The organism is Citrobacter sp. CK206, from assembly GCF_030333125.1.
Lineage (GTDB): Bacteria > Pseudomonadota > Gammaproteobacteria > Enterobacterales > Enterobacteriaceae > Citrobacter_B > Citrobacter_B koseri.
Window position 1 is genome coordinate 292,706 of sequence record NZ_JAOWGM010000028.1, and the last position, 25,338, is coordinate 318,043.

Below are 25,338 nucleotides of genomic sequence, written 5' to 3' on the forward strand. Positions count from 1 at the left end.
TTACTGTTTTTCTTCCGGCTGCGGCTGATAGAGCTGGCGATAATATTCCAGACGTTGCAGGTACATCTGCGCATTTGCCTTCGGCACCTCATCAGGAACCATATCGCGCGGCGGCGTTTTATTCAGATACTCCCGAAATGCCTGACTCGAAGCCATAAAATCTACAGCCTTATCAATAAGAAGCGGAACGTTGTCACCTATTTTAACCATGATGATATCTCCATGTATTCTCCGCGTCGGGGAATGCGCGGCCGCTAATTTTAGTTTAGGCTCAGACAGGGTTTTCTATTGGGGAAAACGTGCTTAATCGCAAACCGCCATGCAGAAACCGTTAACATCACGTTTTGTTTATTAAATGAGTATTAAATCAAGACGTTACACAATCAATTAGCATTATAATACTTGCCTTATTTGATTATTTTTATCCCATTAGTTGTGAATAATCCCGCTCTGCGCGCATACTATAGAAAATTCATCCTGGTTCCATCAGAAGCTATCCCATGAAAGAAGTCGAAAAAAACGAAATTAAACGTCTGAGCGATCGCCTGGACGCCATCCGCCACCAGCAGGCCTCGCTATCCCTTGTCGATGCCGCTGACAAATATGCCGAGCTGGAAAAAGAGAAAGCCACGCTGGAAGCCGAGATCGTGCGCCTGCGTGACGTTCACAGCCAGAAGCTGAGTAAAGAAGCGCAAAAGCTGATGAACCTGCCGTTTCGCCGCGCGATTACCAAAAAAGAACAGGCCGATATGGGCAAGCTGAAGAAAAGCGTGCGCGGTCTGGTTGTCGTCCACCCAATGACGGCGTTAGGCCGTGAAATGGGCCTGAAAGAGATGACCGGTTTCGCAAAAACCGAGTTTTAACCTTCTGCCGGGTACGCGCACGCTTGCCCGGCCCGCCCTTTCCCTCCCTCAATTGGCCCAACCAATTATCCCTTAATCCGATCACTGGTTCACAGTTCATTAAAATTCACCTACACTAGCGTTGCCAATAAGCAACATTTGATTAACCATTCATTGTCATTACCCCTACATCCCAATATTGGCAGGGCCACTTTTACACATAATGTGACAAAGAGATGAGCAAAAGACTCATTGCATTATGCGTGTGACCCTCAGGAGACCTGCAATGAATCTCTGGCAACAAAACTACGATCCGGCCGGTAACATCTGGATTTCCAGCCTGATCGCATCGCTTCCGATCCTGTTCTTTTTCTTCGCGCTGATTAAGCTCAAGCTGAAAGGCTACATCGCCGCCTCCTGGACGGTCGCAATCGCGCTGGCTGTCGCGCTGCTGTTTTACAAAATGCCGGTGGATAACGCTCTGGCTGCGGTGGTGTATGGCTTCTTCTATGGTCTGTGGCCGATTGCCTGGATCATTATCGCCGCCGTCTTTGTCTATAAAATCTCTGTCAGAACCGGGCAATTCGACATCATCCGGTCATCAATATTGTCGATTACCCCTGACCAGCGTCTGCAAATGCTGATCGTCGGCTTTTCCTTCGGGGCATTCCTTGAAGGGGCAGCGGGCTTTGGCGCGCCAGTGGCGATTACTGCGGCTCTGCTAGTCGGCCTGGGCTTTAATCCGCTGTATGCGGCGGGTTTGTGCCTGATCGTCAACACCGCGCCGGTCGCGTTTGGCGCGATGGGGATTCCGATTCTGGTGGCCGGTCAGGTCACCGGGCTGGACAGCTTTGAGATCGGCCAGATGGTCGGCCGTCAGTTGCCGTTCCTGACCATTATCGTGCTGTTCTGGATCATGGCGATTATGGACGGCTGGCGCGGCGTGAAAGAGACCTGGCCTGCGGTGATGGTGGCGGGTGGTTCATTTGCTATCGCCCAGTACCTCAGCTCTAACTTTATCGGCCCGGAACTGCCGGACATCATCTCGTCGCTGGTCTCGCTGGTCTGTCTGACGCTGTTCCTGAAACGCTGGCAGCCGGTACGTATTTTCCGCTTTGGCGATATGGGCGCTTCACAGGTCGATCAGACGCTAGACCACACCCATTACACGGTTGGTCAAGTCGTTCGCGCATGGTCGCCGTTCCTGTTCCTGACTGCAACCGTTACCCTCTGGAGCGTTCCGCCGTTTAAAGCGATGTTTGCCCCAGGCGGCGCGCTGTACGACTGGGTGATTAATATTCCGGTTCCGCATCTCGATAAGCTGGTTGCCCGTATGCCGCCGGTGGTACATGAAGCAACTGCCTACGCTGCGGTCTATAAGTTCGACTGGTTCTCCGCTACCGGTACGGCCATTCTGTTCGCTGCGCTGCTGTCCGTCGTCTGGCTGAAAATGAAACCGTCTGCCGCAATCCAGACATTCGGCAGCACGCTGAAAGAGTTAGCGCTGCCGATTTACTCCATCGGGATGGTGCTGGCATTCGCGTTTATCTCTAACTACTCCGGGCTCTCCTCTACGCTGGCGTTAGCGCTGGCGCATACGGGCAGCGCCTTTACCTTCTTCTCGCCGTTCCTTGGCTGGCTGGGCGTATTCCTGACGGGGTCTGATACCTCATCAAACGCGCTGTTTGCCGCCCTGCAGGCGACGGCCGCCCAGCAAATCGGCGTCTCTGACGTGCTGATGGTGGCGGCGAATACCACCGGCGGCGTAACCGGTAAGATGATCTCTCCGCAGTCTATCGCCATTGCCTGTGCGGCAGTGGGTCTGGTAGGGAAAGAGTCCGACCTGTTCCGCTTTACCGTTAAACACAGTCTGATTTTCACCTGCATGGTGGGTGTGATTACCACACTTCAGGCCTATGTCTTAACCTGGATGATTCCGTGATTGTGATGCCAAAACGCCTGTCAGACGAGGTTGCTTCTCGTGTGCGGGCGCTGATTGAAGAACAACAGCTGGAGGCGGGCATGAAGTTGCCCGCCGAGCGCCAGCTGGCCGTACAACTGGGCGTGTCGCGCAATTCTCTGCGCGAGGCGCTGGCAAAACTGGTCAGTGAAGGCGTGCTGATCAGCCGCCGGGGCGGCGGAACGTTCGTTCGCTGGCAGCATGAAACCTGGTCCGAACAGAATATCGTTCAGCCGTTGAAAACGCTGATGGCGGACGACCCGGACTACAGCTTCGACATTCTGGAAGCCCGCCACGCCATTGAAGCCAGCACCGCCTGGCACGCCGCGATGCGCGCCACGCCCGCTGATAAAGAGAAAATTAAGCTCTGCTTCGACGCCACGCTCAGTGAGGACCCGGACCTCGCCTCCCAGGCGGATGTTCGCTTCCATCTCGCGATTGCGGAGGCCTCGCACAACGTCGTGCTGTTGCAGACCATGCGCGGCTTCTTTGATGTCCTGCAATCATCCGTGAAGCAGAGCCGCCAGCGTATGTATCTCGTTCCGCCGGTGTTTTCAAAACTGACGGAACAACATCAGGCGGTGATGGACGCCATTCTGGCCGGTGATGCCGACGGCGCACGTAAAGCCATGATGGCGCACCTCAGTTTCGTCCACACCACCATTAAACGATTTGATGAAGACCAGGCCCGCCAGGCGCGTATTACCCGCCTGCCCGGTGACCATAATGAGATTTCCAGGGAGAACAAAGCATGATCATTTCAGCAGCCAGCGATTATCGCGCCGCAGCCCAACGCATTCTGCCCCCTTTCTTGTTCCACTACATCGACGGCGGCGCCTATGCGGAATATACCCTGCGTCGTAACGTGGAAGACTTGTCAGAGGTGGCGCTCCGCCAGCGCGTGCTGAAGAATATGTCCGACCTGAGCCTGGAAACCACCCTGTTTAACGAAAAGCTGTCGATGCCGGTTGCACTGGCTCCGGTTGGCCTGTGCGGAATGTATGCGCGTCGCGGTGAAGTTCAGGCCGCCGCCGCCGCCGATGCGAAAGGGATTCCGTTTACCCTCTCCACCGTTTCTGTCTGCCCCATCGAGGAAGTCGCGCCGACGATTAAACGCCCGATGTGGTTCCAGCTGTACGTCCTGCGCGATCGCGGTTTTATGCGTAACGCGCTGGAGCGCGCCAAAGCGGCGGGCTGCTCCACGCTGGTCTTTACCGTCGATATGCCAACGCCTGGCGCGCGTTACCGTGACGCCCACTCCGGGATGAGCGGCCCGAATGCCGCCCTGCGCCGCTACTGGCAGGCTGCGACCCATCCGCAATGGGCCTGGGATGTCGGCCTGAACGGTCGTCCGCACGATCTGGGCAATATCTCTGCCTACCTCGGCAAACCGACCGGGCTGGAAGATTACATCGGCTGGCTGGCGAACAACTTCGATCCGTCGATTTCCTGGAAAGACCTGGAGTGGATCCGTGAATTCTGGGACGGCCCAATGGTGATCAAAGGGATCCTCGATCCCGAAGACGCCCGCGACGCGGTACGCTTTGGCGCTGACGGCATCGTGGTCTCTAACCACGGCGGCCGCCAGCTCGACGGCGTACTCTCCTCCGCCCGCGCCCTGCCCGCCATTGCCGACGCGGTGAAAGGCGATATCGCCATTCTGGCTGATAGCGGAATTCGTAATGGTCTGGACGTGGTACGCATGATTGCGCTTGGGGCCGATAGCGTACTGCTTGGCCGTGCGTATCTGTACGCGCTGGCGACGGCGGGTCAGGCTGGCGTGGCGAACCTGCTGGATCTGATCGAAAAAGAGATGAAAGTCGCCATGACGCTGACCGGCGCAAAATCAATCAGCGAGATCAGCCGTGATTCACTGGTGCAGGAACTCGGTAAGTCTGTTCCGGCTGCGCTGGCGCCACTATCGCAGGGTGATGCGGCGTAGGCTGGATAAGGCGTCAGCCGCCATCCGACAATGTAATGTGCATCAGGGATGCCTGATGGCGCTACGCTTATCAGGCCTACTACAGGATGAGGGTGAACGTATTTTCTGCTATTCTGCCCCCCGCACTTAAGGGGGCAGTTAAGCATGTTGAATATCGTATTATTCGAACCAGAAATCCCACCAAACACCGGCAATATTATTCGTCTTTGCGCCAATACCGGTTTTCGTCTGCATATTATCGAGCCAATGGGCTTCACATGGGATGATAAACGTCTGCGCCGCGCGGGGCTGGACTATCACGAGTTTGCCGCCGTACAGCGCCATCACGATTACGCTGCCTTTGTCGCCGCCGAAAACCCACAACGTCTGTTTGCTCTGACCACCAAAGGCACCCCTGCCCATAGCGCGGTGAGCTATCAGGATGGGGACTACCTGATGTTTGGCCCGGAAACGCGCGGTTTACCGGCGACCATTCTTGACGCGCTGCCCGCAGAACAAAAAATTCGTATTCCAATGATGCCGGACAGCCGCAGCATGAACCTGTCGAACGCGGTGTCGGTCGTGGTGTATGAGGCATGGCGCCAGTTGGGGTATCCTGGCGCGGTATTGCGTAGTTGATTTTTGTCGGATGGCGGCTGACGCCTTATCCGACCTACGGAGCTGGTAGGCCCGGTAAGCGCAGCGCCACCGGGCATAAAGTCAGATGCCGTCGCCGTATTCGAACGTATGGTGAATCCCGTTAAAATGCTGATCCATATCCATTGACGGCTTATCGCTGTCGGGCTTGCCGACAATCCGCGCCGGAACGCCCGCTGCGGTGGTGTGTGGCGGTACGGGCTGCAAGACCACGGAGCCCGCGCCAATCTTCGCACCGCGCCCCACTTCGATATTGCCAAGGATCTTCGCCCCGGCGCCAATCATCACGCCTTCACGAATTTTGGGATGACGATCGCCGCTGGTTTTCCCGGTCCCGCCAAGCGTGACCGATTGCAGGATCGAGACATCGTTTTCGATTACCGCCGTTTCACCGACCACAATCCCCGTCGCGTGATCGAGCATAATGCCGCGTCCAATTTTCGCCGCCGGGTGAATATCGACCTGGAAGGTGACAGAAACCTGATTTTGCAGGAATATCGCCAGCGCGCGGCGGCCTTCATTCCATAACCAGTGGCCGATACGGTAAGCCTGGAGAGCATGGAAGCCTTTCAGATACAGAAGCGGCGTTGAGTATTTGTCTACCGCCGGGTCGCGGGTGCGTACCGCCTGAATATCACAGGCAGCAGAGGCGATCATTTCCGGGTCGGCGGCGTAGGCCTCTTCCACCACTTCACGGATGGCGATGGCAGGCATAATCGGAGATGCGAGTTTGTTCGCCAGCATATAGCTCAGCGCACTGCCCAGGTTTTCATGCTTGAGTAGCGTCGCGTGGTAGAAACTGGCCAACATCGGCTCACAGTCCGCCAGAGCCCGGGCTTCGGCTTTAATATTGTTCCAGACGATATCCAGTTCTTCACATGACATTGCTGACTCCAGGTATCAGGCTAACGACCGGCCCGTTCTTCGCGGGCCGGGTCATTTAATAAAACAGATCCTTACGGCTAGTGGCGACTACGCTCGTCCTTGCGTGCACGACCTAATAACGTCAATGCTGCCTCGCGCGCGTTTTTTCCGCAATACAATACTTGATAAATTTCCTCGGTTATTGGCATTTCGACACCAAAACGGTGCGCCAACTCACGAACTTCTTTTGTATTACGGTAGCCTTCAACCACCTGACCAATTTTGTCCTGCGCGCTCTGAACATCCATGCCCTGACCGAGCATCATGCCAAAACGGCGGTTACGCGACTGGTTGTCAGTACAGGTCAGAACCAGGTCGCCCAGACCCGCCATTCCCATAAAGGTGGTCGGATCGGCCCCCAGCGCCGCGCCAAGACGCGACATTTCCGTCAGCCCACGCGTGATCAGCGCGGTACGTGCGTTTGCGCCAAAACCGATGCCGTCAGACATGCCTGCGCCAATCGCAATCACGTTTTTCACCGCACCGCCCAACTGCACGCCGATGAAATCGGGGTTGCTGTAGACGCGAAAACTCTTACCGCAGTGCAAAAGTTCCTGCAAATCATCCGCGAAGGTTTCGTCCGTCGACGCCAGAGAAATTGCCGTCGGCAAACCCGCCGCCAGTTCTTTAGCGAACGTCGGGCCGGATATCACCGCCAGCGGGATGTCATCGCCCAACGCTTCACGGGCGACATCCTGCAACAGGCGCCCCGTTTCCGCTTCCAGGCCTTTGGTCGCCCAGACCAGGCGCGCATCAGGACGCATCAGCGGTTTAATCTGTCGCAGCACCTCGCCAAAGACATGGCTTGGCACCACCACCAGAATGTTACGGCTGGCCGCCAGCGCGGTGGCTAAGTCGCTTTCAAGGCGTAGCGTATCGGGAAAAGGCACATCAGGGAGGAACGCGACGTTGCAGCGGTCTCGCTCAAGGGTCGCGACATGTTTAGGATCGTGGCCCCACAGGACAACCTGGTGGCCGTTTCTCGCCAGAGTGATGGCAAGAGCGGTGCCGTACGAGCCAGCACCGATCACAGTCATTGAAGCATTACTTTGGTTCATCAGGCATCCTGATGTTCTTCAGTACCTTCGCCAGCCTGCTGCTGTAAATAGTTCATGAACAGTGCATCGAAGTTAACCGGCGCAAGATTCAGTTGCGGGAACGTGCCGCGTGAAACCAGGCTGGTGATGCATTCGCGGGCATACGGGAACAGAATGTTCGGGCAGTATGCACCCAGGCAATGCGCCATCTGAGTTCCTTCAATACCACTGATGGAGAAAATGCCGCCCTGCTGAACTTCGCACAGGAAAGCGGTCTCTTCGCCCAGGGAAGCCGTTACGGTAACACGCAGTACCACTTCGTATACGTCATCTGCCAGTTGAGTAGACGCCGTATCAAGATCAAGTTTAACCTCTGGCTGCCAATCTTTCTGGAAAACATGCGGCGCATTTGGCGCTTCGAAAGACACATCCTTGGTGTAGATACGTTGGATCTGGAAAGCCATTTCGGTGTTATTTTGTTCTGACATGTGTAGAAAACCCTTTAGTGTTGTCCTTAAAATACTTGCGGCATGTTTTAACGCAGCAGGGGATCCAGTCCACCACGCGCATCCAACGCATACAAGTCGTCACAGCCGCCAATGTGCTGTGCATCAATAAAAATCTGCGGAACCGTCGTGCGGCCACTACGCTTGATCATCTCTTCACGTTTTACGGCATCGCCGTCAATCGGAAGTTCCTGGAAACTCACACCCTTACTGCTCAACAACGCTTTTGCACGATGGCAAAACGGGCAGGTTGCTTTGGTGTAGATCTCGATGTTGGCCATGACTTATCTCCCGTGTTGAGTAACGCGTTATTTCCCGCGCACTAATGGCAGGTTCTCACCGCTCCAGCCCGCAACGCCTTCTTTCAGCACAAAAACTTTCTCAAAGCCCGCTTTGATCAGTGCGTTTGCGGATTCCTGACACTGCATACCGGAACCATCAACCACGATCAGAGGCTTATCTTTGTGCTTTTCAAGCTCGCCAACATTGTTGGCCTTGATTTCGCTCGGCAGCAGGTTAGTCGCGCCCGCGATATGGCCTTTGCGGAAGTCGTCACGCTGACGTAAATCCACCACAACGGCGTCTTCTTTGTTGATAAGACGCGTCGCTTCGCCGCGAGTAATAACCTTAACTTTAGACATCAGGCCTTTGAAAGTGGTGAACAACACCGCCACCAGTAACGCAATCCAGGCGATACTCAGTATGGGATGGCGGCCAACAAATTGCATAATTTCTTGCATGGGGGGTAACAACTCCCGACTCAGTGATTAAAAAACCAGGAAAGGAGTATACCTGCGCGTTGGCGCAAATACAGCCAGAGCGTGCAATGGATTGCATTTTTGCGGGGCGCTACGGAAAAAAAACGTCGATCCGCGCCGTCCCCGGCTCGCTCTCTGCCCCATTCTTTGATCTTCTGAGGCTATTTTATCGATTCAGCTGTAGTAAAATTACGCAATTATTTTGTCTATTGAGTGTGAGGTTGTCGCAATGTCGGTTTCTAAAAAACCTATGGTACTGGTGATTCTGGATGGCTATGGCTACCGTGAAGACAGCCAGGATAACGCCATTTTGAATGCCAAAACCCCGGTAATGGATGCTCTGTGGGCAAAACGTCCGCATACCCTGATCGACGCTTCCGGTCTGGAAGTGGGTCTGCCGGACCGTCAGATGGGCAACTCCGAAGTGGGTCACGTTAACCTGGGCGCGGGCCGTATCGTGTATCAGGATCTGACGCGCCTGGATGTTGAAATTAAAGAACGTACCTTCTTCGCTAACCCGGTACTGACGGCGGCGGTCGATCAGGCGAAAAATACCGGTAAAGCCGTGCACATTATGGGCCTGCTGTCTGCGGGCGGCGTGCACAGCCACGAAGATCACATCATGGCGATGGTCGAACTGGCCGCAGAACGCGGCGCAGAGAAAATTTATCTGCACGCCTTCCTTGATGGCCGCGATACCCCGCCACGCAGCGCGGAATCCTCGCTGAAAAAATTCGAAGACAAGTTTGCCGCGCTGGGCAAAGGCCGCGTAGCGTCCATTATTGGTCGTTACTATGCAATGGACCGCGACAACCGCTGGGATCGCGTTGAGCAAGCCTATGACCTGATGACGCTGGCGCAGGGTGAATTCCAGGCCGATACCGCCGTTGCTGGCCTGCAGGCCGCTTACGCGCGTGACGAAAACGACGAATTTGTGAAAGCGACCGTCATCCGCGCGGAAGGTCAGGCCGATGCCGCGATGGAAGACGGCGACACGCTGATTTTCATGAACTTCCGTGCTGACCGCGCCCGCGAAATTACCCGCGCGTTCGTTAATGCTGATTTCGACGGCTTCGCCCGTAAGAAAGTGGTTAATCTGAACTTCGTCATGCTGACCGAGTACGCCGCTGATATCAAAACCGCCGTGGCTTACCCACCGGCATCGCTGGCAAACACTTTCGGCGAGTGGATGGCGAAGAACGACAGAACCCAACTGCGCATTTCCGAAACGGAAAAATACGCCCACGTCACCTTCTTCTTCAACGGCGGCGTAGAAGAACCGTTTGCAGGCGAAGAACGCATCCTGATCAACTCGCCTAAAGTAGCGACCTACGATCTACAGCCGGAAATGAGTTCCGCAGAACTGACCGAAAAACTGGTTGCGGCTATCGGGAGCGGTAAATACGACACCATCATTTGTAACTACCCGAACGGCGATATGGTCGGTCACACTGGCGTGATGGAAGCGGCGGTTAAAGCGGTTGAAGCACTGGATCACTGCGTTGAGCAGGTTGCTAAAGCGGTTGAGTCCGTTGGCGGCCAACTGCTGATCACCGCAGACCACGGCAACGCCGAGCAGATGCGCGATCCATCCACCGGCCAGGCGCACACCGCGCATACCAACCTGCCGGTTCCGCTGATTTATGTCGGCGCGAAAAGCGTAAAAGCGGTCGAAGGCGGCAAACTTTCTGATATCGCACCGACGATGTTGACGCTGATGGGTATGGAAATCCCGAAAGAGATGACTGGTAAGCCGCTGTTCATCGTGGAATAATCCTTCCCCATGAGGGGAAAGGCGTTTAATTCCATTACACGGGCCGTGAAACCACGCAGGTTTTCAGTCAGGCCCATGATTTACGCCAGCGTGTTGAGCGCTGGCGTATTGTTGTGCGCCTTTTCCGCCCATGCGGATGACCGCGATCAGCTCAAATCCATCCAGGCGGATATCGCCGCCAAAGAGCGCGCCGTACGCCAGCAACAGCAGCAACGTTCCAGTTTGCTCGCACAGCTCAAAACGCAGGAAGAGGCCATCTCCGCCGCCGCGCGTAAACTGCGTGAAACCCAGAATACCCTTGCCCAGTTGAATAAGCAGATCGACGCAATGAACGCGTCTATCGCGAAGCTGGAACAACAAAAAGCCATTCAGGAACGCAGCCTTGCCGCGCAGCTGGATGCGGCGTTTCGCCAGGGCGAGCATACGGGGATTCAGCTCATTCTTAGCGGTGAAGAGAGCCAGCGCGGGCAGCGTTTGCAGGCCTATTTCGGTTATCTGAACCAGGCGCGCCAGGACACCATTGCCGAACTGAAACAGACGCGTGAAGAGGTGGCGTCTCAGAAAGCGGCGCTGGAAGAGAAACAGAGCCAGCAACAGACGCTGCTGTATGAACAGCGCGCCCAACAGGCGAAGCTGGAGCAGGCGCGTAATGAGCGTCAGAAAACGATCGCCGGTCTTGAGTCGTCAATCCAGCAGGGACAACAGCAGTTAAGTGAATTGCGGGCGAACGAATCCCGCCTGCGCAACAGCATCGCGCGCGCAGAGGCGGCCGCCAAAGCCCGGGCGGAGCGAGAAGCCCGCGAAGCGCAGGCGGTGCGCAATCGTCAGCAGGAAGCCACCCGCAAAGGCACAACCTACAAACCAACCGAAAGCGAAAAATCGTTGATGTCCCGTACCGGCGGTCTGGGTTCACCGCGCGGTCAGGCATTCTGGCCCGTTCGCGGCCCAACGCTGCATCGTTATGGCGAACAGCTGCAAGGTGAGCTACGTTGGAAAGGGATGGTTATCGGTGCGTCTGAAGGTACTGAAGTCAAAGCAATTGCGGACGGCAGGGTGATTCTGGCGGACTGGTTGCAGGGCTACGGTCTGGTCGTCGTCGTGGAGCACGGTAAAGGCGATATGAGCCTTTATGGGTATAACCAGAGCGCACTGGTCAGCGTTGGCACACAGGTTCGCGCAGGCCAGCCTATTGCGCTTGTAGGCAGCAGCGGCGGTCAGGGCCGACCGTCACTCTATTTCGAAATTCGTCGCCAGGGTCAGGCCGTCAATCCACAGCCGTGGTTGGGAAGATAAGTTTTGCCTCACTTTCGTCGCACAATACTCTCACTCGCCAGCCTGCTGGCATTCGCCTCCCCTGTTTTTGCTGGCAAACTCGCCATCGTAATCGACGATTTTGGTTATCGTCCGCACAATGAAAATCAGGTGCTGGCGATGCCGTCCGCCCTCTCCGTTGCCGTCCTGCCCAATGCCCCACATGCCCGTGAAATGGCAACCAAAGCGCACAACAGCGGGCATGAGGTGCTGATCCATCTGCCGATGGCGCCGCTGAGCAAGCAGCCGCTGGAGAAAGATACGCTGCGCCCGGAGATGAGCAGCGACGAAATTGAACGCATTATTCGCGATGCGGTGAATAAGGTGCCGTATGCCGTGGGTCTCAACAACCACATGGGCAGCGCGATGACCTCCAGCCTGTTTGGCATGCAAAAAGTGATGCAGGCGCTGGAGCGTTATAATCTTTACTTCCTCGACAGCATGACCATTGGCAACAGTCAGGCGATGCGTGCCGCCTCCGGGACGGGCGTGAAGGTGATTAAGCGCAAAGTGTTCCTTGATGATACGCAGAACGAAGCGGATATTCGTCGCCAGTTTAATCGCGCCATTGAGTTAGCCCGTCGCAACGGGTCCGCTATCGCGATTGGGCACCCGCATCCATCAACGGTGCGAGTCCTTCAGCAGATGGTCTATAACCTGCCTGCGGATATTACGCTGGTGCGTCCGAGCAGCCTGCTCAACGAGCCGCAGACAGATACCTCTACGCCAAATCTGACGCCGCCGAAAAACGGTACGCCGGATTCGCCGCGAAATCCGTTCCGCGGCGTGAAGGTGTGTAAATCGAAGAAACCGTTAGAACCTGTCTACGCCAGCCGGTTCTTTAGCGTGTTAAGCGAAAGCATTACGCAGAGCACGATGGTGAACTACTTCCGGCATCAGTGGCAAGGCTGGGGCAAGATCGCTGCCCCCCAGAACGCTAACGCGGATTAATCGCTTTACGGGCAACGCGGTGGTGCGAGGCCGTTTTATCACGCCACCGGTATAACCGACCCGACCACAACAGCGCCTGATAAGCCGCCTTCGCGCTTCGTATGTTAAGCATCATGCGCTTATACATGCCGGAGGCAAATATTTCGGCGATCATCCGCTGGCGAATAAGCGTGTCCTGCTCCTTACGCACCGCATGACACACCCGCAGCGCTTCCCAGGTAATTTGTTGCTTAAATTCAGGATAGACGGGAATGCGATCCGCATAATCACTATTCAACTTTTCTAATAAACGCGTGATTTTAATGTAGTGTCGCTGGTAATGCAGATTACGCTCACCTTGTCGTTTCAGGCGGCTAACAGACTGATCGTGAAGAAAATATTTATACAACACCTGTTCGGTATAGCGTACGCGCGTGGCATTGAACATCACTTCCGTGGTCCACAGGATATCCTGATGATGTAATCCTGGAACAAAGCTAATCGCGTGTTTTTCAATAAGGGCGCGCCGATAAACGCCCATCCAGACAACATGCGTCCAGCGGCGTGAAGCCAGCCCCATACGCAGCCAGTCCGGGCCGGTTAATACCCCTGTCGACCGAATGCGATCCGTGGGAATGGATGGCCAGGTATGCCCCGTCTCAAGAATGCACCAGTCTGCATTACACTGCGCCACATCCAGGTCATCCTGTAGCGCCATGGTCATCAGCGTTTCATACATGTTCGGATACACCAAATCATCGGCATCGACAAAAGCAACGTAGTCGCCGGTCGCCGCGGCCAACCCCCGGTTGCGGGCCACGGACGCGCCTGCATTATCCTGATGCAACAGGTGAACATGTGAATGGGTATCGGCAAAATGCCTTGCGATATCAACGGAGTTGTCGGTAGACCCGTCGTTAACAATGATGATCTCCAGCGCATTCCATGTTTGTGCAATCAAAGATTCCATGCATGCCTGGAAGCTATTACCCGCATTGTATAACGGAATAATAACACTCAGTGTACTTGTGCTGCTTTTCATAGAATGGCCCGTCAGTCTTTAATACATTGGCCCTTTCTACCGTGCTTTCATTAAGAAATTATTAAGTCCAGTGGAGATAATGGTTAAGGCGCACAAAACACCCTACAGATGAGAAGCCTCACCATGTATACTACGCCTTCGTATTATACGTATTTAGAATACTTATCTTGAGGGAAGTGATGACCATCAGTAAGACACATGAAAAGGGCTATACGGTCTATTACAAAGAGGAAAATAAAGACCTTAAGTCCCTGATGGATAAGTATATGAATAACGAAATCAGTGGCAAACCGCTGAACAGCGGCAACGAATTCCGCAGCGTAGAACTTGTTGAATACCAGTCACGGAAGTTCATCATCAAAAACGATCGCGAAATAGACCCACGATTTGAGAAAAAGATTCAGAATTTTCTCTCCGGGCCTTTTTATTCTCAGCTGCTCCAAAAACTGGACAGCCTGGCGCCACAAGTGCGTGCCTGTACCGCCGATCTCTACTGTGTGGCCGAGAAAACACGTTTTCGCCAGTGCTATGATGTGTATACCCTTCATGAATATATTGAAGGGGAACCATTAAATGATATTAATGAAAGCAATAAAAAAGATATTAAGGCGTGTATTCAGCAACTGCACCGGGCAGGTCTGGCCTCCAATGATATTCATGCCGGAAACTTTATCCGCACACCTTCCGGGGAATTGCGCATCATCGACTTATCCTGCAAAGGAAGTCTGAAAATTTGCCAGGCAAATGATATTTTAGTATTACAAAATAAATACCATATGAATATTGAAGGTCAGGGTCTGGTTTATAAACTTATTCAGCTTAAAGAGAAATTCAGACGCTTATCCCGCAAGATGCGCGGAAAATAAAAACGCCATTTTACGGCCAGGTTCGGGAAAACCTGGCCGCCAGCAGGATGCTGTCAGTCCCAGCTCAGAATCACTTTTCCTGACTGGCCTGAACGCATCGCATCAAAGCCTTTCTGGAACTCATCAATGGAGAAACGGTGGGTGATGATCGGAGACAGATCCAGGCCAGACTGAATCAGCGCCGCCATCTTATACCAGGTTTCAAACATCTCACGACCGTAAATACCTTTAATAAACAGCCCCTTGAAGATCACCTTCGTCCAGTCGATAGACATATCCGAAGGCGGAATCCCCAGCATCGCGATACGACCGCCGTGGTTCATGGTATCCAGCATGGCGCGAAACGCAGGCGGCGCACCGGACATCTCCAGGCCGACATCAAACCCTTCAGTCATGCCCAGATTAGCCATCACGTCGGTCAGGTTCTCTTTCGCAACGTTCACCGTGTGGATGATGCCCATTTTACGCGCCAGTTCCAGACGGTACTCATTCACATCCGTGATCACGACATGACGCGCGCCCACATGTTTCGCTACCGCCGCCGCCATGATGCCGATCGGGCCGGCACCGGAAACCAGCACATCTTCACCAACCAGATCGAACGACAGCGCCGTGTGTACGGCATTGCCGAAGGGGTCGAAGATAGAGGCTAAATCATCGGAGATGTTATCCGGGATCTTAAAGGCGTTAAACGCCGGAAGTACCAGATATTCCGCAAAACAACCGGGACGGTTAACACCGACACCCAGAGTATTGCGGCACAAATGTGTACGACCACCGCGACAGTTACGACAATGGCCGCAGGTAATATGGCCTTCGCCGGAAACGCGATCGCCAATCCTGAAGCCTTTAACTTCCTGACCGATACCGACCACCTCGCCGACATATTCATGCCCTACCACCATCGGAACCGGGATGGTTTTTTGCGACCATTCATCCCAGTTATAGATGTGAACGTCAGTGCCGCAGATGGCTGTTTTACGGATTTTAATCAGCAGATCGTTATGCCCGACTTCCGGTACCGGAACGTCAGTCATCCAGATGCCCTCTTCCGCTTTCAGTTTGGATAACGCTTTCATCTCACATCCTCAGGCAATAACGCCCAGTTGTTTACCAATACGTGTGAACGCCTCAACCGCACGCGTGATTTGCTCAGGGGTATGCGCCGCAGACATCTGGGTACGAATACGCGCCTGACCTTTCGGAACAACCGGATAGAAGAATCCGGTCACGTAAATCCCCTCTTTTTGCAGTTCGCGGGCAAATTGCTGCGCAACCACCGCATCACCCAGCATCACTGGAATAATAGCGTGATCGGCGCCAGCCAGCGTGAAGCCCGCAGCGGACATTTGCTCACGGAACTGACGCGCATTCGCCCACAGGCGATCGCGCAGTTCGCTCCCCGCCTCAACCATCTCCAGCACTTTAAGGGAGGCCGCCACAATGGCAGGCGCCAGGGAGTTCGAGAACAGATACGGACGGGAACGCTGACGCAGCCACTCCACCACCTCTTTACGCGCCGCCGTATAACCGCCAGATGCCCCACCCAGCGCTTTGCCTAACGTACCGGTAATGATGTCCACGCGTCCCATCACGTCACAGTATTCGTGAGAACCGCGACCGTTCTCCCCGACAAAACCGACAGCATGGGAGTCATCAACCATCACCAGCGCGCCGTAAATGTCTGCAAGGTCACAGACGCCTTTCAGGTTGGCGATAACGCCGTCCATCGAGAACACGCCGTCGGTGGCGATCAGCACATGACGAGCGCCAGCTTCACGGGCCTCTTTCAGACGCGCTTCCAGCTCCTGCATATCGTTGTTGGCATAGCGAAAACGCTTCGCTTTACACAGACGAACGCCATCAATAATCGAGGCGTGGTTTAACGCATCCGAGATAATCGCATCTTCTGCGCCCAGCAGGGTTTCGAACAAGCCGCCGTTGGCGTCGAAGCAGGAAGAGTACAGAATAGCGTCTTCCATACCGAGGAAGTCCGCCAGTTTTTGCTCCAGCTGTTTATGGCTGTCCTGAGTGCCGCAGATAAAGCGCACTGAAGCCATACCAAACCCGTGAGAATCCATTCCCGCTTTTGCTGCCGCAATCAGTTCGGGATGGTTAGCCAGCCCCAGATAGTTGTTGGCGCAAAAGTTGATGACGTGGCTTCCGTCTGCCACGGTGATGTCCGCCTGCTGCGCAGACGTGATAATGCGCTCTTCTTTAAACAATCCTTCCGCACGGGCGGTTTCCAGATCGTTGGTTAACTGCTTATAAAAATCCCCACGCATTGCGATTCTCCAGACTGGGCAAATTTCAGCACATATTACCCAAAGCTATACATTGATACGAGATGACGCATCATCACTTCTTGAAAATGCAGCATAAATCACGCGTACCCGCACAGCTTATCGGTGAATGGCTGAAGCCTGGGCCGTGTAGTGATATGATAAGAAGTATTCGTGTCTGAGATTGTCTCTGACTCCATAATTCGAAGGTTACAGTTATGATCATCGTTACCGGCGGCGCGGGCTTTATCGGCAGCAACATCGTTAAGTCCCTGAATGATAAAGGCATCACCGATATCCTGGTGGTGGACAACCTGAAAGACGGCACCAAGTTCGTCAACCTGGTGGACCTGAATATTGCTGACTATATGGATAAGGAAGACTTCCTGATCCAGATTATGGCCGGAGAAGAGTTCGGCGATATCGAAGCGGTTTTCCACGAAGGCGCCTGCTCTTCCACCACCGAGTGGGACGGCAAGTATATGATGGACAACAACTATCAATACTCCAAAGAGCTGCTGCACTACTGCCTGGAACGTGACATTCCGTTCCTGTATGCCTCTTCTGCGGCAACTTACGGCGGTCGCACCTCTGATTTCATTGAGTCTCGTGAATATGAGAAACCGCTAAACGTTTACGGCTACTCTAAATTCCTGTTCGACGAGTATGTACGCCAGATCCTGCCTGAAGCCAGCTCGCAGATTGTGGGTTTCCGCTATTTCAACGTTTACGGACCGCGTGAAGGCCATAAAGGCAGCATGGCGAGCGTCGCTTTCCATCTGAATACTCAGCTCAACAACGGTGAAACGCCAAAACTGTTTGAAGGCAGCGAAAACTTCAAACGCGATTTTGTCTACGTCGGCGACGTGGCTGATGTAAACCTGTGGTTCTGGGAAAACGGCGTGTCCGGCATCTTTAACCTGGGCACCGGGCGCGCGGAATCCTTCCAGGCCGTGGCGGATGCCGCGCTGGCTTATCACAAGAAAAGCGACCTTGAGTACATTCCGTTCCCGGAAAAACTGGAAGGCCGTTACCAGGCGTTCACGCAGGCGGATCTGACCAATCTGCGCGCCGCAGGCTATGACAAACCGTTCAAGACCGTTGCCGAAGGCGTAACGGAGTATATGGCCTGGCTGAATCGCGACGCGTAAGAAGAAACATGAAAATACTGGTGATTGGTCCGTCCTGGGTAGGCGACATGATGATGTCGCAAAGTCTCTATCGCACGCTCAAGGCGCGCTATCCCCAGGCGATAATCGACGTGATGGCGCCCGCGTGGTGCCGCCCGTTATTGTCGCGTATGCCGGAGGTCAACGACGCGATCCCCATGCCGCTTGGCCACGGGGCGCTGGAAATTGGCGAGCGGCGCAAGCTCGGTCATCGTCTGCGTGAAAAGCGCTATGACCGCGCCTATGTTCTGCCGAATTCGTTTAAATCCGCACTCGTTCCTTTCTTTGCCGGCATTCCGCATCGCACCGGCTGGCGCGGCGAGATGCGCTACGGCCTGCTCAACGACGCGCGCGTGTTAGATAAAGAGGCCTGGCCATTAATGGTGGAACGCTATGTGGCGCTGGCCTACGACAAAGGCGTTATGCGTACTGCCCAGGATCTGCCGCAGCCTCTGTTATGGCCGCAGCTACAGGTGAGCGAGGGCGAAAAGTCCCTCATCTGCAACGAATTTTCTCTTTCCGCTGAACGTCCGATGATCGGTTTTTGCCCCGGCGCGGAATTTGGCCCGGCGAAACGCTGGCCGCATTATCACTATGCGGAACTGGCAAAGCAGCTCATCGATGAAGGCCACCAGATCGTCTTGTTTGGCTCAGCAAAAGATCATGACGCCGGAAATGAAATTCTGGCTACACTGAATACTGAGCAGCAGGCCTGGTGCCGCAATCTGGCGGGAGAAACGCAGCTGGAACAAGCTGTTATCCTTCTATCCGCCTGCAAAGCCGTTGTCACGAATGACTCTGGTTTAATGCATGTCGCCGCTGCGCTGAACCGTCCGCTGGTCGCGCTGTACGGCCCCAGCAGCCCGGACTTTACTCCCCCACTTTCGCATAAAGCGCGGGTTATCCGTCTGATTACGGGTTATCACAAGGTGCGCAAAGGGGATGCTGCGGAGGGGTATCATCAGAGCCTGATTGACATCACGCCGACGCGTGTCCTGGAAGAACTCAATAGTCTGTTATTACAAGAGGAAGCCTGACGGATGCGGGTTCTGATAGTCAAAACATCATCAATGGGGGATGTGTTACACACATTGCCCGCACTGACTGACGCACAGCAAGTCATCCCGGGTATTCAGTTTGATTGGGTGGTAGAAGAAGGATTCGCGCAAATTCCATCCTGGCACGATGCTGTCGATCGCGTGATTCCCGTCGCTATTCGCCGTTGGCGTAAGGCCTGGTTTTCCGCGCCCATCAAAGCTGAACGTAAAGCCTTTCGCGATGCCGTACAGGCACAGCAATACGATGCGATTATTGATGCCCAGGGGCTGGTAAAAAGCGCGGCGCTGGTCACAAGACTGGGACGCGGCGTAAAGCACGGCATGGACTGGAGTACGGCCCGGGAGCCCCTGGCCAGCCTGTTTTACAACCGAAAGCATCACATCGCTAAAGCGCAGCATGCCGTTGAACGCACCCGCGAGCTGTTCGCCAAAAGCCTGGGGTACAGCAAGCCACAGTCCCAGGGCGATTATGCGATTGCGCAACATTTCCTGAGCAATCTGAATGCAGACGCAGGGCAATATGCGGTATTTTTACACGCAACTACCCGAGACGATAAGCACTGGCCGGAAGCAAACTGGCGAGATCTGATCGGCCAACTGCGTGATGCGGGTGTACGCATTAAGCTGCCCTGGGGTGCGCCCCATGAAGAAGCACGGGCAAAAAGATTAGCGGAAGGATTTGATTATGTGGATGTTTTACCACGAATGAGTCTGGAAGAGGTCGCACGCGAGTTGGCGGGGGCAAAATTTGTAGTGTCCGTTGATACCGGGCTTAGCCATTTAACCGCCGCCCTTGATCGACCTAATATCACGCTGTATGGCCCGACCGATCCGGGACTGATTGGGGGATATGGGAAGAATCAGTGCGCGCAAAAGAGTCATTCAGAGAAGATGTCAACTCTGAGTGCGGATGCCGTCAAAGTATCATTGCTTGATTTTAATTTGCTATAACTTTTAAAGAGATTAATCATGCTTCGTGGACACACGTTTTCTCGCTTTATCCGCAGCACGCAAAATAATCCGTTTAACGTTATCTATTTTTTATTTTATGCCGGGTGCCTGACGACCCTGGCGATGCTGCTGATCAATCCAGACGAAGCTTTAAAAGTTTTTATTGCATGTGCGGTTCTGTCGCTACCGATTATCGGTAAACACAGCAAGTCACTTCTGAGTGATAAGAAAAACCTGCTGTTACCCGTGATGCTGCTGCTCTTCGGTTTAGTACAAATTATTTGGGTTGAGATCTTTAAAGCACCGGGCTCATCCTTTACTGGCGCTTATCGCTCATACCAGAACGGCGGTAAAGTGATGATCTTTGCCTCATTGATTGTCACAGCCCTGCAATCGCCAATCGCATGTGCGATGAAAGATCGTATAACCCGCTACTGGGTGATTGCGACGGCTGTTGGTTTGTATCTTTTTGCGGGTTATCAACTCCTCACCTCACCAGATCCGCTTAACTACCGTGTCGAACTGGGTTTTGAACATCCGACAGGAGCGGCTTATGCGTTGACGTTTGTCGCATTGCTCGCGTCACAGGCCATCATCAACTTGCGGCTGAAGCATACAATCCTGCTCTATTTATTACACTTTTTGGTATCACTGGCGGTTATCACTATAACGCAAACCCGCGCCGCCATTCTGGTCTATCCGGTTCTGAGCATAGGGCTATTTTTCTTACACTATCGGCATAACCGCACCGTTTTGCTGCGTACGTTACTGGCCTTTATTGTTCTCGCGGGGCTGGCAGCAATCCCTTTAAAATCGGTGATTGAAAAGCGCTATAACAGCTTCGTAACCGATATGCATTCTTACAGTAAGAATAACAGTAATACCTCGATTGGCGCCCGACTCGCGATGCAACGAGCGGGTATTGATGCTGGAAAAAACCACTACTGGGGCCAATCACTTGAACAACGCGATGCTGGAATGCGGGATTTTGCCCGACAGGATACCTCGTTAAGAGGAGCACTTGGGTTCGTCGACATCCATTTGCATAACGAATTCATTGATACTTTTTCTCTTAAAGGGATTTCTGGCGTCATCGCTCTGCTCTTTTTGTATCTGGCGATGTTTTTAAAAGCTTATACACAACGTAGCCCTCTGTTATTCATCATTTCCAGTGCTATAGTTATCTATGGTTTAAGCGACTTATTATTATACGCCAAAGGTGAAACTCTGAGCAGTATGCTGGCATTATGCGCGGCGATGATGCTGACACCAGGCACGATGAGAGAGTTATGCCATGATTAACGCTTCAGATTATTTGCTGAGCATTATTATACCGGCATACAACAATGCCGAATTCATTACGGATACGCTGGCGTCTTTACATCAGGGCATCACTAATGAGGTAGAAGTAATCATTATTAATGATGGCTCAACGGATTTGACTGAAGAACGCATAAATGCGTTTTATCGCGAACATCATTGCAATAACGTGAAATACATCTACCAGGAAAATCATGGTGTTGCGATTGCCCGCAACGTCGGGCTTTCACATGCGACAGGGAAGTATATTGGCTTTGTTGACAGCGATGACATTATTAGCCCGGATTATTTTTCGGTCCTTCTCCCTAAATTAAGAGAAGAGAAATATGATATCGTTGAATTCAACTTAACCCGTGACATTAATAATCTCTATCAATGCAAAAAAGATAAGCCGGATGCGGTAAAACAGAGTGAAATTACGTTAACGGATGAAAATTTAACGCAGTTATTACCCACTTTCCGTGCGGGTCAATGGCACCTTGTAACAAAATTCTTTCGCCGTGACATTATTGGGCAAGACCGCTTCGAAGAACATCATCGTTATGAGGACATTATTTTTTGTCCATTTCAATACTTTAAATGCCATAAGATCTTAAAAATAGATAACAAGCTATATTATTATCGAATAAACGATCGGAGCATTACCGAGAATATTCTTGAAAATGATGCGCAATATATTTTCTTCGCCATGCGTAAAATGTGTGACTATATAAAAGAAAATGATGAAAAACGAACTGTAGCCACATTAATGATCATTAACTGCTTCCTTGAGGGACGCAAGTTGCTGCGCAAGAAGAAAGGTTATTATCGCTACGAAGAAGATATGATCAGTGACATTCAAGATGCACTAACATGCTGTGATACAAGCATCGTTAAAAGAAAAGTTATTTATAAAATGAAGTACCCACACATTGATCGTTTTATTTCAAAAATACGATTTAAAGCCATAAACGCTTGCAAAATGTTATTTGTTAGCAAGGAAAGTTAATATGTTTGATAAAGTAGAAAGAATTCTTATTTGCAAGCTTAAGTTTTATGGCGATGTTCTGCTCATTACCCCTGTTATTGCCAGTATCCAGGCACGTTATCCGCACGCAAAAATTGATCTTCTTCTTTATAAAGACACCAGGGCAATTTTGGCTGCTGATGAGAGAATCAACAACTTTTACCTTATTGAAAAAAAGAAAGGTCTGCTGGAAACCATTAAAAATTATATATCGGTACGCCGCCAGCTGAAAAAAAACCACTATGACCTTATTGTCAACTTAACCGAGCAATGGCCTATTGGCGCACTTATCGCTTCCCTACGCCGCCCCTCTATTGCCTTTAAAAGGGACAAGAAGCAGTGGAATTGCCTTTTTACAAAAGTCACACCAACAACCGGAACTCATATTGTTGAGCAAAACTTATCCATTCTAAAAGGCCTCGACTTTAGTGAAAGCGAGCTCAAAAAAGAGATGTTGCTCTGCTATCGCGAGAGTGACTATCAATATTTACTAACTCAGCTTCCCGCGCTTCCCACGCAAAAATACGTTGTGATTCAACCCACTGCAAGACAATCGTTTAAGTGCTGGGATGATGAAAAATTTGCGCATGTCATAGATTATTTGCAGCAACGCGGTCTGCATGTTTACCTGACCTGTGGGCCCGCAGTACAAGAACAGCAGCAGGTAGCGCGTATCGCCGGACTGTGTCAATCACCACCAGACCTGACGGTGGCAGGTAAAACGACTTTCCTGCAACTGGCGGCGTTAATCGATCATGCAGTACTGTATATCGGCGTGGACTCCGCCCCCATGCATATGGCTGCCGCATTAGGTACGCCGCAGGTATGTTTGTTTGGCGCCACAAATTATCAACAGTGGAAACCCTGGTCAGATAAAGCTGCGCTGATCTGGGCAGGTGATTATCATCCAATGCCGACCCGGGCAGAACTGGACAGATCCCGGAAATACCTGACCTGGATACCAGAACACGCAGTTATTGACGCTATCGACACTGTGCTCCATGATAGCAACCCGGTTGAAGGAAATGAGACAGCGTAAATGGATAACAAAACTAACGTAATTAATATTGCCTACTGCACAGATGCTAATTATCTGGAGTATGTTGCCGTATCCATTATGTCTGTCATAATGAATAACCCTGAGCAATCTCTTGCATTTTTTGTCTTTGTCTATGATGTCAGTGATGAAGACATTGCGAAGCTACAGTCGACCAGTAATAAAATTCAGGTTATCACGATCGATAAGGCTGATATTGAAAAATATAACAATGATTTTGCGATAAAACATCTCAATCGCTCAACTTATATGCGTCTGGCTGTGCCCCGTTTACTTAAAGACAAAGTAGCACGTTTTATCTATCTTGATGCCGATACGCTATGCTTTGACTCACTCAGTGAGATTAACAGCGTTGATATTGATAATGTTGTTTGCGCCGTCAGCCATGACTCTCTCAACATTCATGATAATAAACACGCCCGGCGATTAGGGCTGAGCATCGATCACTATTTTAACGCTGGTTTCCTTTATATTAATGTCGCGAACTGGATTAAGCATGACATTGAACATAAAGCAAATACCGTGTTATTTGAGCAAGGAAAATCATTGCCTTACTTTGATCAGGACGCACTCAACATTGCAATGAACGGCAATATTACGTTTATTGATAACCGCTGGAATTTCCTGTTTAACTGGTTTACTGACGAACAGAAAGAAAATTTCTTCTATCACAGTGACACGCTGCCAAGAATCATTCATTTTACGGGCGGAAGAAAGCCGTGGTATAAAGAACATACGGGGCTGTCGCAACAGCTTTATGTTTTCTACCACCATTTCACGCCCTGGCGGAATGCAGAGTTACGCTCTTATTCCCCTCGTATGAGACCTACCGATTATCGGGTGTACTCCCGTCAGGCGGCAAAAAAAGGAAATTATTTTACCGCCATAAAATGGTACGCAAAGTACCTCAAAACCAAGATTCATTAAAAAAAAGCTCCCCGAGGGGAGCTTTTTTACTTACCTTTGACTTTTTCGGCCAGATAGCCTATGTAGCTGATAATTGAAGTAATATATTTACCCTGTAGCCTTTCATGACGTGACTTCTTCTTATACTGCTTTGGCGTTCTGGCAGGCAACAACGGCACATTCGCCCATGGTGAAGCCTTCCATGCCTCCACAAAATACTGTGCAGACGGATAATTTGCCCAGGAATTCCAGGGTTTAGTTACCCCAATATAGTGAATAAGAATGGTATCCGCCGTTATATATTCTTTATAGCGTGATATATCTTTGCTTTTTAACTCTTGTTTTATACCATATATCGCATTGTAGATACGCGGTAAAAAGATCACCTTATTTAAGAAAAGAATATTTAAAACATCCTGATCGGGGAAAGAGAGTTTCTGATTTTTATCCAAGAGGATATCAAATGCAGCACCAATAAAGTTCTGCTCTTTCCACTTTTTAAGATTCGCATAGATCACACCAGAGTTAAAATAATCACTATTTTTCTCAATATCTCTGGCAGGACTATCATCGACGTCCCTTACTACCGCAGCAACATGCTCATCAAGGTTGAGATGACTCAATTCAACAAGTGAGCCTTTGCATATCACGTCTGCATCAATGTACAGGAGTGAATCAACTTTTTCACCTAAATATTCAAATGCGATAAAACGGAAATACATCGCATGAGACCAGGCATTACCGCTGGGCAATACCTTTAGCCCCCCGGCATCCATAACATATATTGAGATATTAGTAGAGAATTGCTGCGCCAGCATACTTATTTTCTGTTGATAATCATCATCCACATAATCAGTAAAAAGATGGAAATGGATATTGATGTCTTTATTACGTATCAACACTGATGTCATCGAAATCGCGGCGCCAAACATGAAATTTTTATCAACACCCCAGGCGATATTGAGCTGTGGGCTCTCCCCGGCTGGTGCTTGATTAAAATCAAGTATCTTTTTTATAGACTGATGGCAATCAAAAATCATTCACTACACCTATTTAAATTT

Annotated in this window: 26 protein-coding genes; 16 read left to right on the forward strand and 10 right to left on the reverse strand. The window is 51.8% G+C overall.

Features of this window, described 5'->3' with window-relative positions:
* The gene (locus OGX81_RS13900; RefSeq protein WP_012135738.1) at positions 1-210 is read right to left on the reverse strand and encodes a hypothetical protein; all 210 of its coding nucleotides are present in this window, start codon (positions 208-210) and stop codon (positions 1-3) included.
* A 290-nt stretch (positions 211-500) separates the two neighbouring features.
* On the opposite strand from OGX81_RS13900, the gene OGX81_RS13905 reads away from it, so the two are divergent.
* The 5 genes from OGX81_RS13905 (at position 501) to trmL (ending at position 5,362) form a co-directional block, all read left to right on the forward strand.
* The gene (locus OGX81_RS13905) at positions 501-863 is read left to right on the forward strand and encodes a YibL family ribosome-associated protein (protein WP_012135739.1); all 363 of its coding nucleotides are present in this window, start codon (positions 501-503) and stop codon (positions 861-863) included.
* A 265-nt stretch (positions 864-1,128) separates the two neighbouring features.
* Positions 1,129-2,784: an L-lactate permease gene (gene lldP, locus OGX81_RS13910; RefSeq protein WP_104868028.1), complete on the forward strand. Its 1,656-nt coding sequence runs from the start codon at positions 1,129-1,131 to the stop codon at positions 2,782-2,784.
* Positions 2,781-3,557 carry a transcriptional regulator LldR gene (gene lldR / locus OGX81_RS13915; RefSeq protein ID WP_012135741.1) on the forward strand — a complete coding sequence of 259 codons (777 nt, stop codon included), beginning with the start codon at positions 2,781-2,783 and terminating at the stop codon, positions 3,555-3,557. Before lldP ends, lldR begins: the two co-directional genes overlap by 4 nt.
* Positions 3,554-4,744: a quinone-dependent L-lactate dehydrogenase gene (gene lldD, locus OGX81_RS13920; RefSeq protein ID WP_047460285.1), complete on the forward strand. Its 1,191-nt coding sequence runs from the start codon at positions 3,554-3,556 to the stop codon at positions 4,742-4,744. Before lldR ends, lldD begins: the two co-directional genes overlap by 4 nt.
* A 144-nt stretch (positions 4,745-4,888) precedes the next feature.
* Complete coding sequence (gene trmL / locus OGX81_RS13925) at positions 4,889-5,362, forward strand: tRNA (uridine(34)/cytosine(34)/5-carboxymethylaminomethyluridine(34)-2'-O)-methyltransferase TrmL (protein WP_047460282.1); 474 nt, start codon at positions 4,889-4,891, stop codon at positions 5,360-5,362.
* Between the two features lie 81 nt (positions 5,363-5,443).
* On the opposite strand, the gene cysE is transcribed toward trmL, so the two are convergent.
* From cysE to OGX81_RS13950, 5 genes are all read right to left on the reverse strand, one after another.
* Positions 5,444-6,265: a serine O-acetyltransferase gene (cysE, locus tag OGX81_RS13930; protein ID WP_012135745.1), complete on the reverse strand. Its 822-nt coding sequence runs from the start codon at positions 6,263-6,265 to the stop codon at positions 5,444-5,446.
* Between the two features lie 77 nt (positions 6,266-6,342).
* Entirely contained in the window at positions 6,343-7,362 is a 1,020-nt protein-coding gene (gene gpsA / locus OGX81_RS13935; RefSeq protein WP_012135746.1) for an NAD(P)H-dependent glycerol-3-phosphate dehydrogenase, read from the reverse strand.
* Positions 7,362-7,829: a protein-export chaperone SecB gene (gene secB / locus OGX81_RS13940; protein ID WP_003024155.1), complete on the reverse strand. Its 468-nt coding sequence runs from the start codon at positions 7,827-7,829 to the stop codon at positions 7,362-7,364. The genes gpsA and secB overlap by 1 nt, the downstream gene beginning before the upstream one ends.
* A gap of 47 nt (positions 7,830-7,876) precedes the next feature.
* A complete protein-coding gene (gene grxC, locus OGX81_RS13945) occupies positions 7,877-8,128 on the reverse strand; it encodes a glutaredoxin 3 (RefSeq protein ID WP_047358806.1) in 252 nt (83 codons plus the stop codon).
* A gap of 27 nt (positions 8,129-8,155) precedes the next feature.
* Entirely contained in the window at positions 8,156-8,587 is a 432-nt protein-coding gene (locus OGX81_RS13950; RefSeq protein WP_012135748.1) for a rhodanese-like domain-containing protein, read from the reverse strand.
* 247 nt (positions 8,588-8,834) lie between these two features.
* On the opposite strand from OGX81_RS13950, the gene gpmM reads away from it, so the two are divergent.
* From gpmM to OGX81_RS13965, 3 genes are read left to right on the forward strand one after another with little or no spacing between them, the layout of a single operon-like run.
* Positions 8,835-10,379, forward strand: coding sequence for a 2,3-bisphosphoglycerate-independent phosphoglycerate mutase (gene gpmM, locus OGX81_RS13955; RefSeq protein ID WP_104868027.1), 1,545 nt, complete (start codon positions 8,835-8,837; stop codon positions 10,377-10,379).
* A 33-nt stretch (positions 10,380-10,412) separates the two neighbouring features.
* Entirely contained in the window at positions 10,413-11,672 is a 1,260-nt protein-coding gene (gene envC, locus OGX81_RS13960; protein WP_230012564.1) for a murein hydrolase activator EnvC, read from the forward strand.
* Positions 11,673-11,675: 3 nt separating this feature from the next.
* Positions 11,676-12,641: a divergent polysaccharide deacetylase family protein gene (locus tag OGX81_RS13965; RefSeq protein WP_024131060.1), complete on the forward strand. Its 966-nt coding sequence runs from the start codon at positions 11,676-11,678 to the stop codon at positions 12,639-12,641.
* Here OGX81_RS13965 and OGX81_RS13970 read toward each other — a convergent pair.
* A complete protein-coding gene (locus tag OGX81_RS13970; protein WP_012135754.1) occupies positions 12,628-13,662 on the reverse strand; it encodes a glycosyltransferase in 1,035 nt (344 codons plus the stop codon). The two genes, OGX81_RS13965 and OGX81_RS13970, sit on opposite strands and share 14 nt — an antisense overlap.
* 179 nt (positions 13,663-13,841) lie before the next feature.
* Between OGX81_RS13970 and rfaY the strand changes: the two genes are divergently transcribed.
* A complete protein-coding gene (gene rfaY / locus OGX81_RS13975; protein WP_104868026.1) occupies positions 13,842-14,528 on the forward strand; it encodes a lipopolysaccharide core heptose(II) kinase RfaY in 687 nt (228 codons plus the stop codon).
* Positions 14,529-14,581: 53 nt separating this feature from the next.
* On the opposite strand, the gene tdh is transcribed toward rfaY, so the two are convergent.
* Together tdh and kbl are read right to left on the reverse strand one after the other, a co-directional pair.
* The gene (gene tdh / locus OGX81_RS13980) at positions 14,582-15,607 is read right to left on the reverse strand and encodes an L-threonine 3-dehydrogenase (protein WP_012135756.1); all 1,026 of its coding nucleotides are present in this window, start codon (positions 15,605-15,607) and stop codon (positions 14,582-14,584) included.
* 9 nt (positions 15,608-15,616) lie between these two features.
* Complete coding sequence (gene kbl / locus OGX81_RS13985) at positions 15,617-16,813, reverse strand: glycine C-acetyltransferase (RefSeq protein WP_012135757.1); 1,197 nt, start codon at positions 16,811-16,813, stop codon at positions 15,617-15,619.
* Between the two features lie 215 nt (positions 16,814-17,028).
* Between kbl and rfaD the strand changes: the two genes are divergently transcribed.
* Genes rfaD through OGX81_RS14020 form a run of 7 tightly spaced genes read left to right on the forward strand, consistent with a single transcriptional unit; the run spans position 17,029 to position 24,298 of the window.
* Positions 17,029-17,961 (forward strand): ADP-glyceromanno-heptose 6-epimerase, encoded by a 933-nt coding sequence (rfaD, locus tag OGX81_RS13990; RefSeq protein ID WP_104868025.1) that lies wholly within the window; start codon positions 17,029-17,031, stop codon positions 17,959-17,961.
* 8 nt (positions 17,962-17,969) lie between these two features.
* Positions 17,970-19,016: an ADP-heptose--LPS heptosyltransferase RfaF gene (gene rfaF, locus OGX81_RS13995; protein WP_058668282.1), complete on the forward strand. Its 1,047-nt coding sequence runs from the start codon at positions 17,970-17,972 to the stop codon at positions 19,014-19,016.
* Positions 19,017-19,019: 3 nt separating this feature from the next.
* On the forward strand, positions 19,020-19,988 hold the full coding sequence (gene rfaC, locus OGX81_RS14000; protein ID WP_049011059.1) for a lipopolysaccharide heptosyltransferase RfaC: 969 nt from the start codon (positions 19,020-19,022) through the stop codon (positions 19,986-19,988).
* An 18-nt stretch (positions 19,989-20,006) separates the two neighbouring features.
* Entirely contained in the window at positions 20,007-21,290 is a 1,284-nt protein-coding gene (locus tag OGX81_RS14005; protein ID WP_181397021.1) for an O-antigen ligase family protein, read from the forward strand.
* On the forward strand, positions 21,283-22,296 hold the full coding sequence (locus OGX81_RS14010) for a glycosyltransferase family 2 protein (RefSeq protein ID WP_101744167.1): 1,014 nt from the start codon (positions 21,283-21,285) through the stop codon (positions 22,294-22,296). The genes OGX81_RS14005 and OGX81_RS14010 overlap by 8 nt, the downstream gene beginning before the upstream one ends.
* A gap of 1 nt (position 22,297) precedes the next feature.
* A complete protein-coding gene (gene rfaQ / locus OGX81_RS14015; RefSeq protein ID WP_104868024.1) occupies positions 22,298-23,353 on the forward strand; it encodes a lipopolysaccharide core heptosyltransferase RfaQ in 1,056 nt (351 codons plus the stop codon).
* Positions 23,354-24,298, forward strand: coding sequence for a glycosyltransferase family 8 protein (locus tag OGX81_RS14020; RefSeq protein WP_104868023.1), 945 nt, complete (start codon positions 23,354-23,356; stop codon positions 24,296-24,298).
* Positions 24,299-24,324: 26 nt separating this feature from the next.
* On the opposite strand, the gene OGX81_RS14025 is transcribed toward OGX81_RS14020, so the two are convergent.
* Positions 24,325-25,317: a glycosyltransferase family 8 protein gene (locus OGX81_RS14025; protein WP_286487578.1), complete on the reverse strand. Its 993-nt coding sequence runs from the start codon at positions 25,315-25,317 to the stop codon at positions 24,325-24,327.
* Between the last annotated feature and the right edge of the window lie 21 nt (positions 25,318-25,338).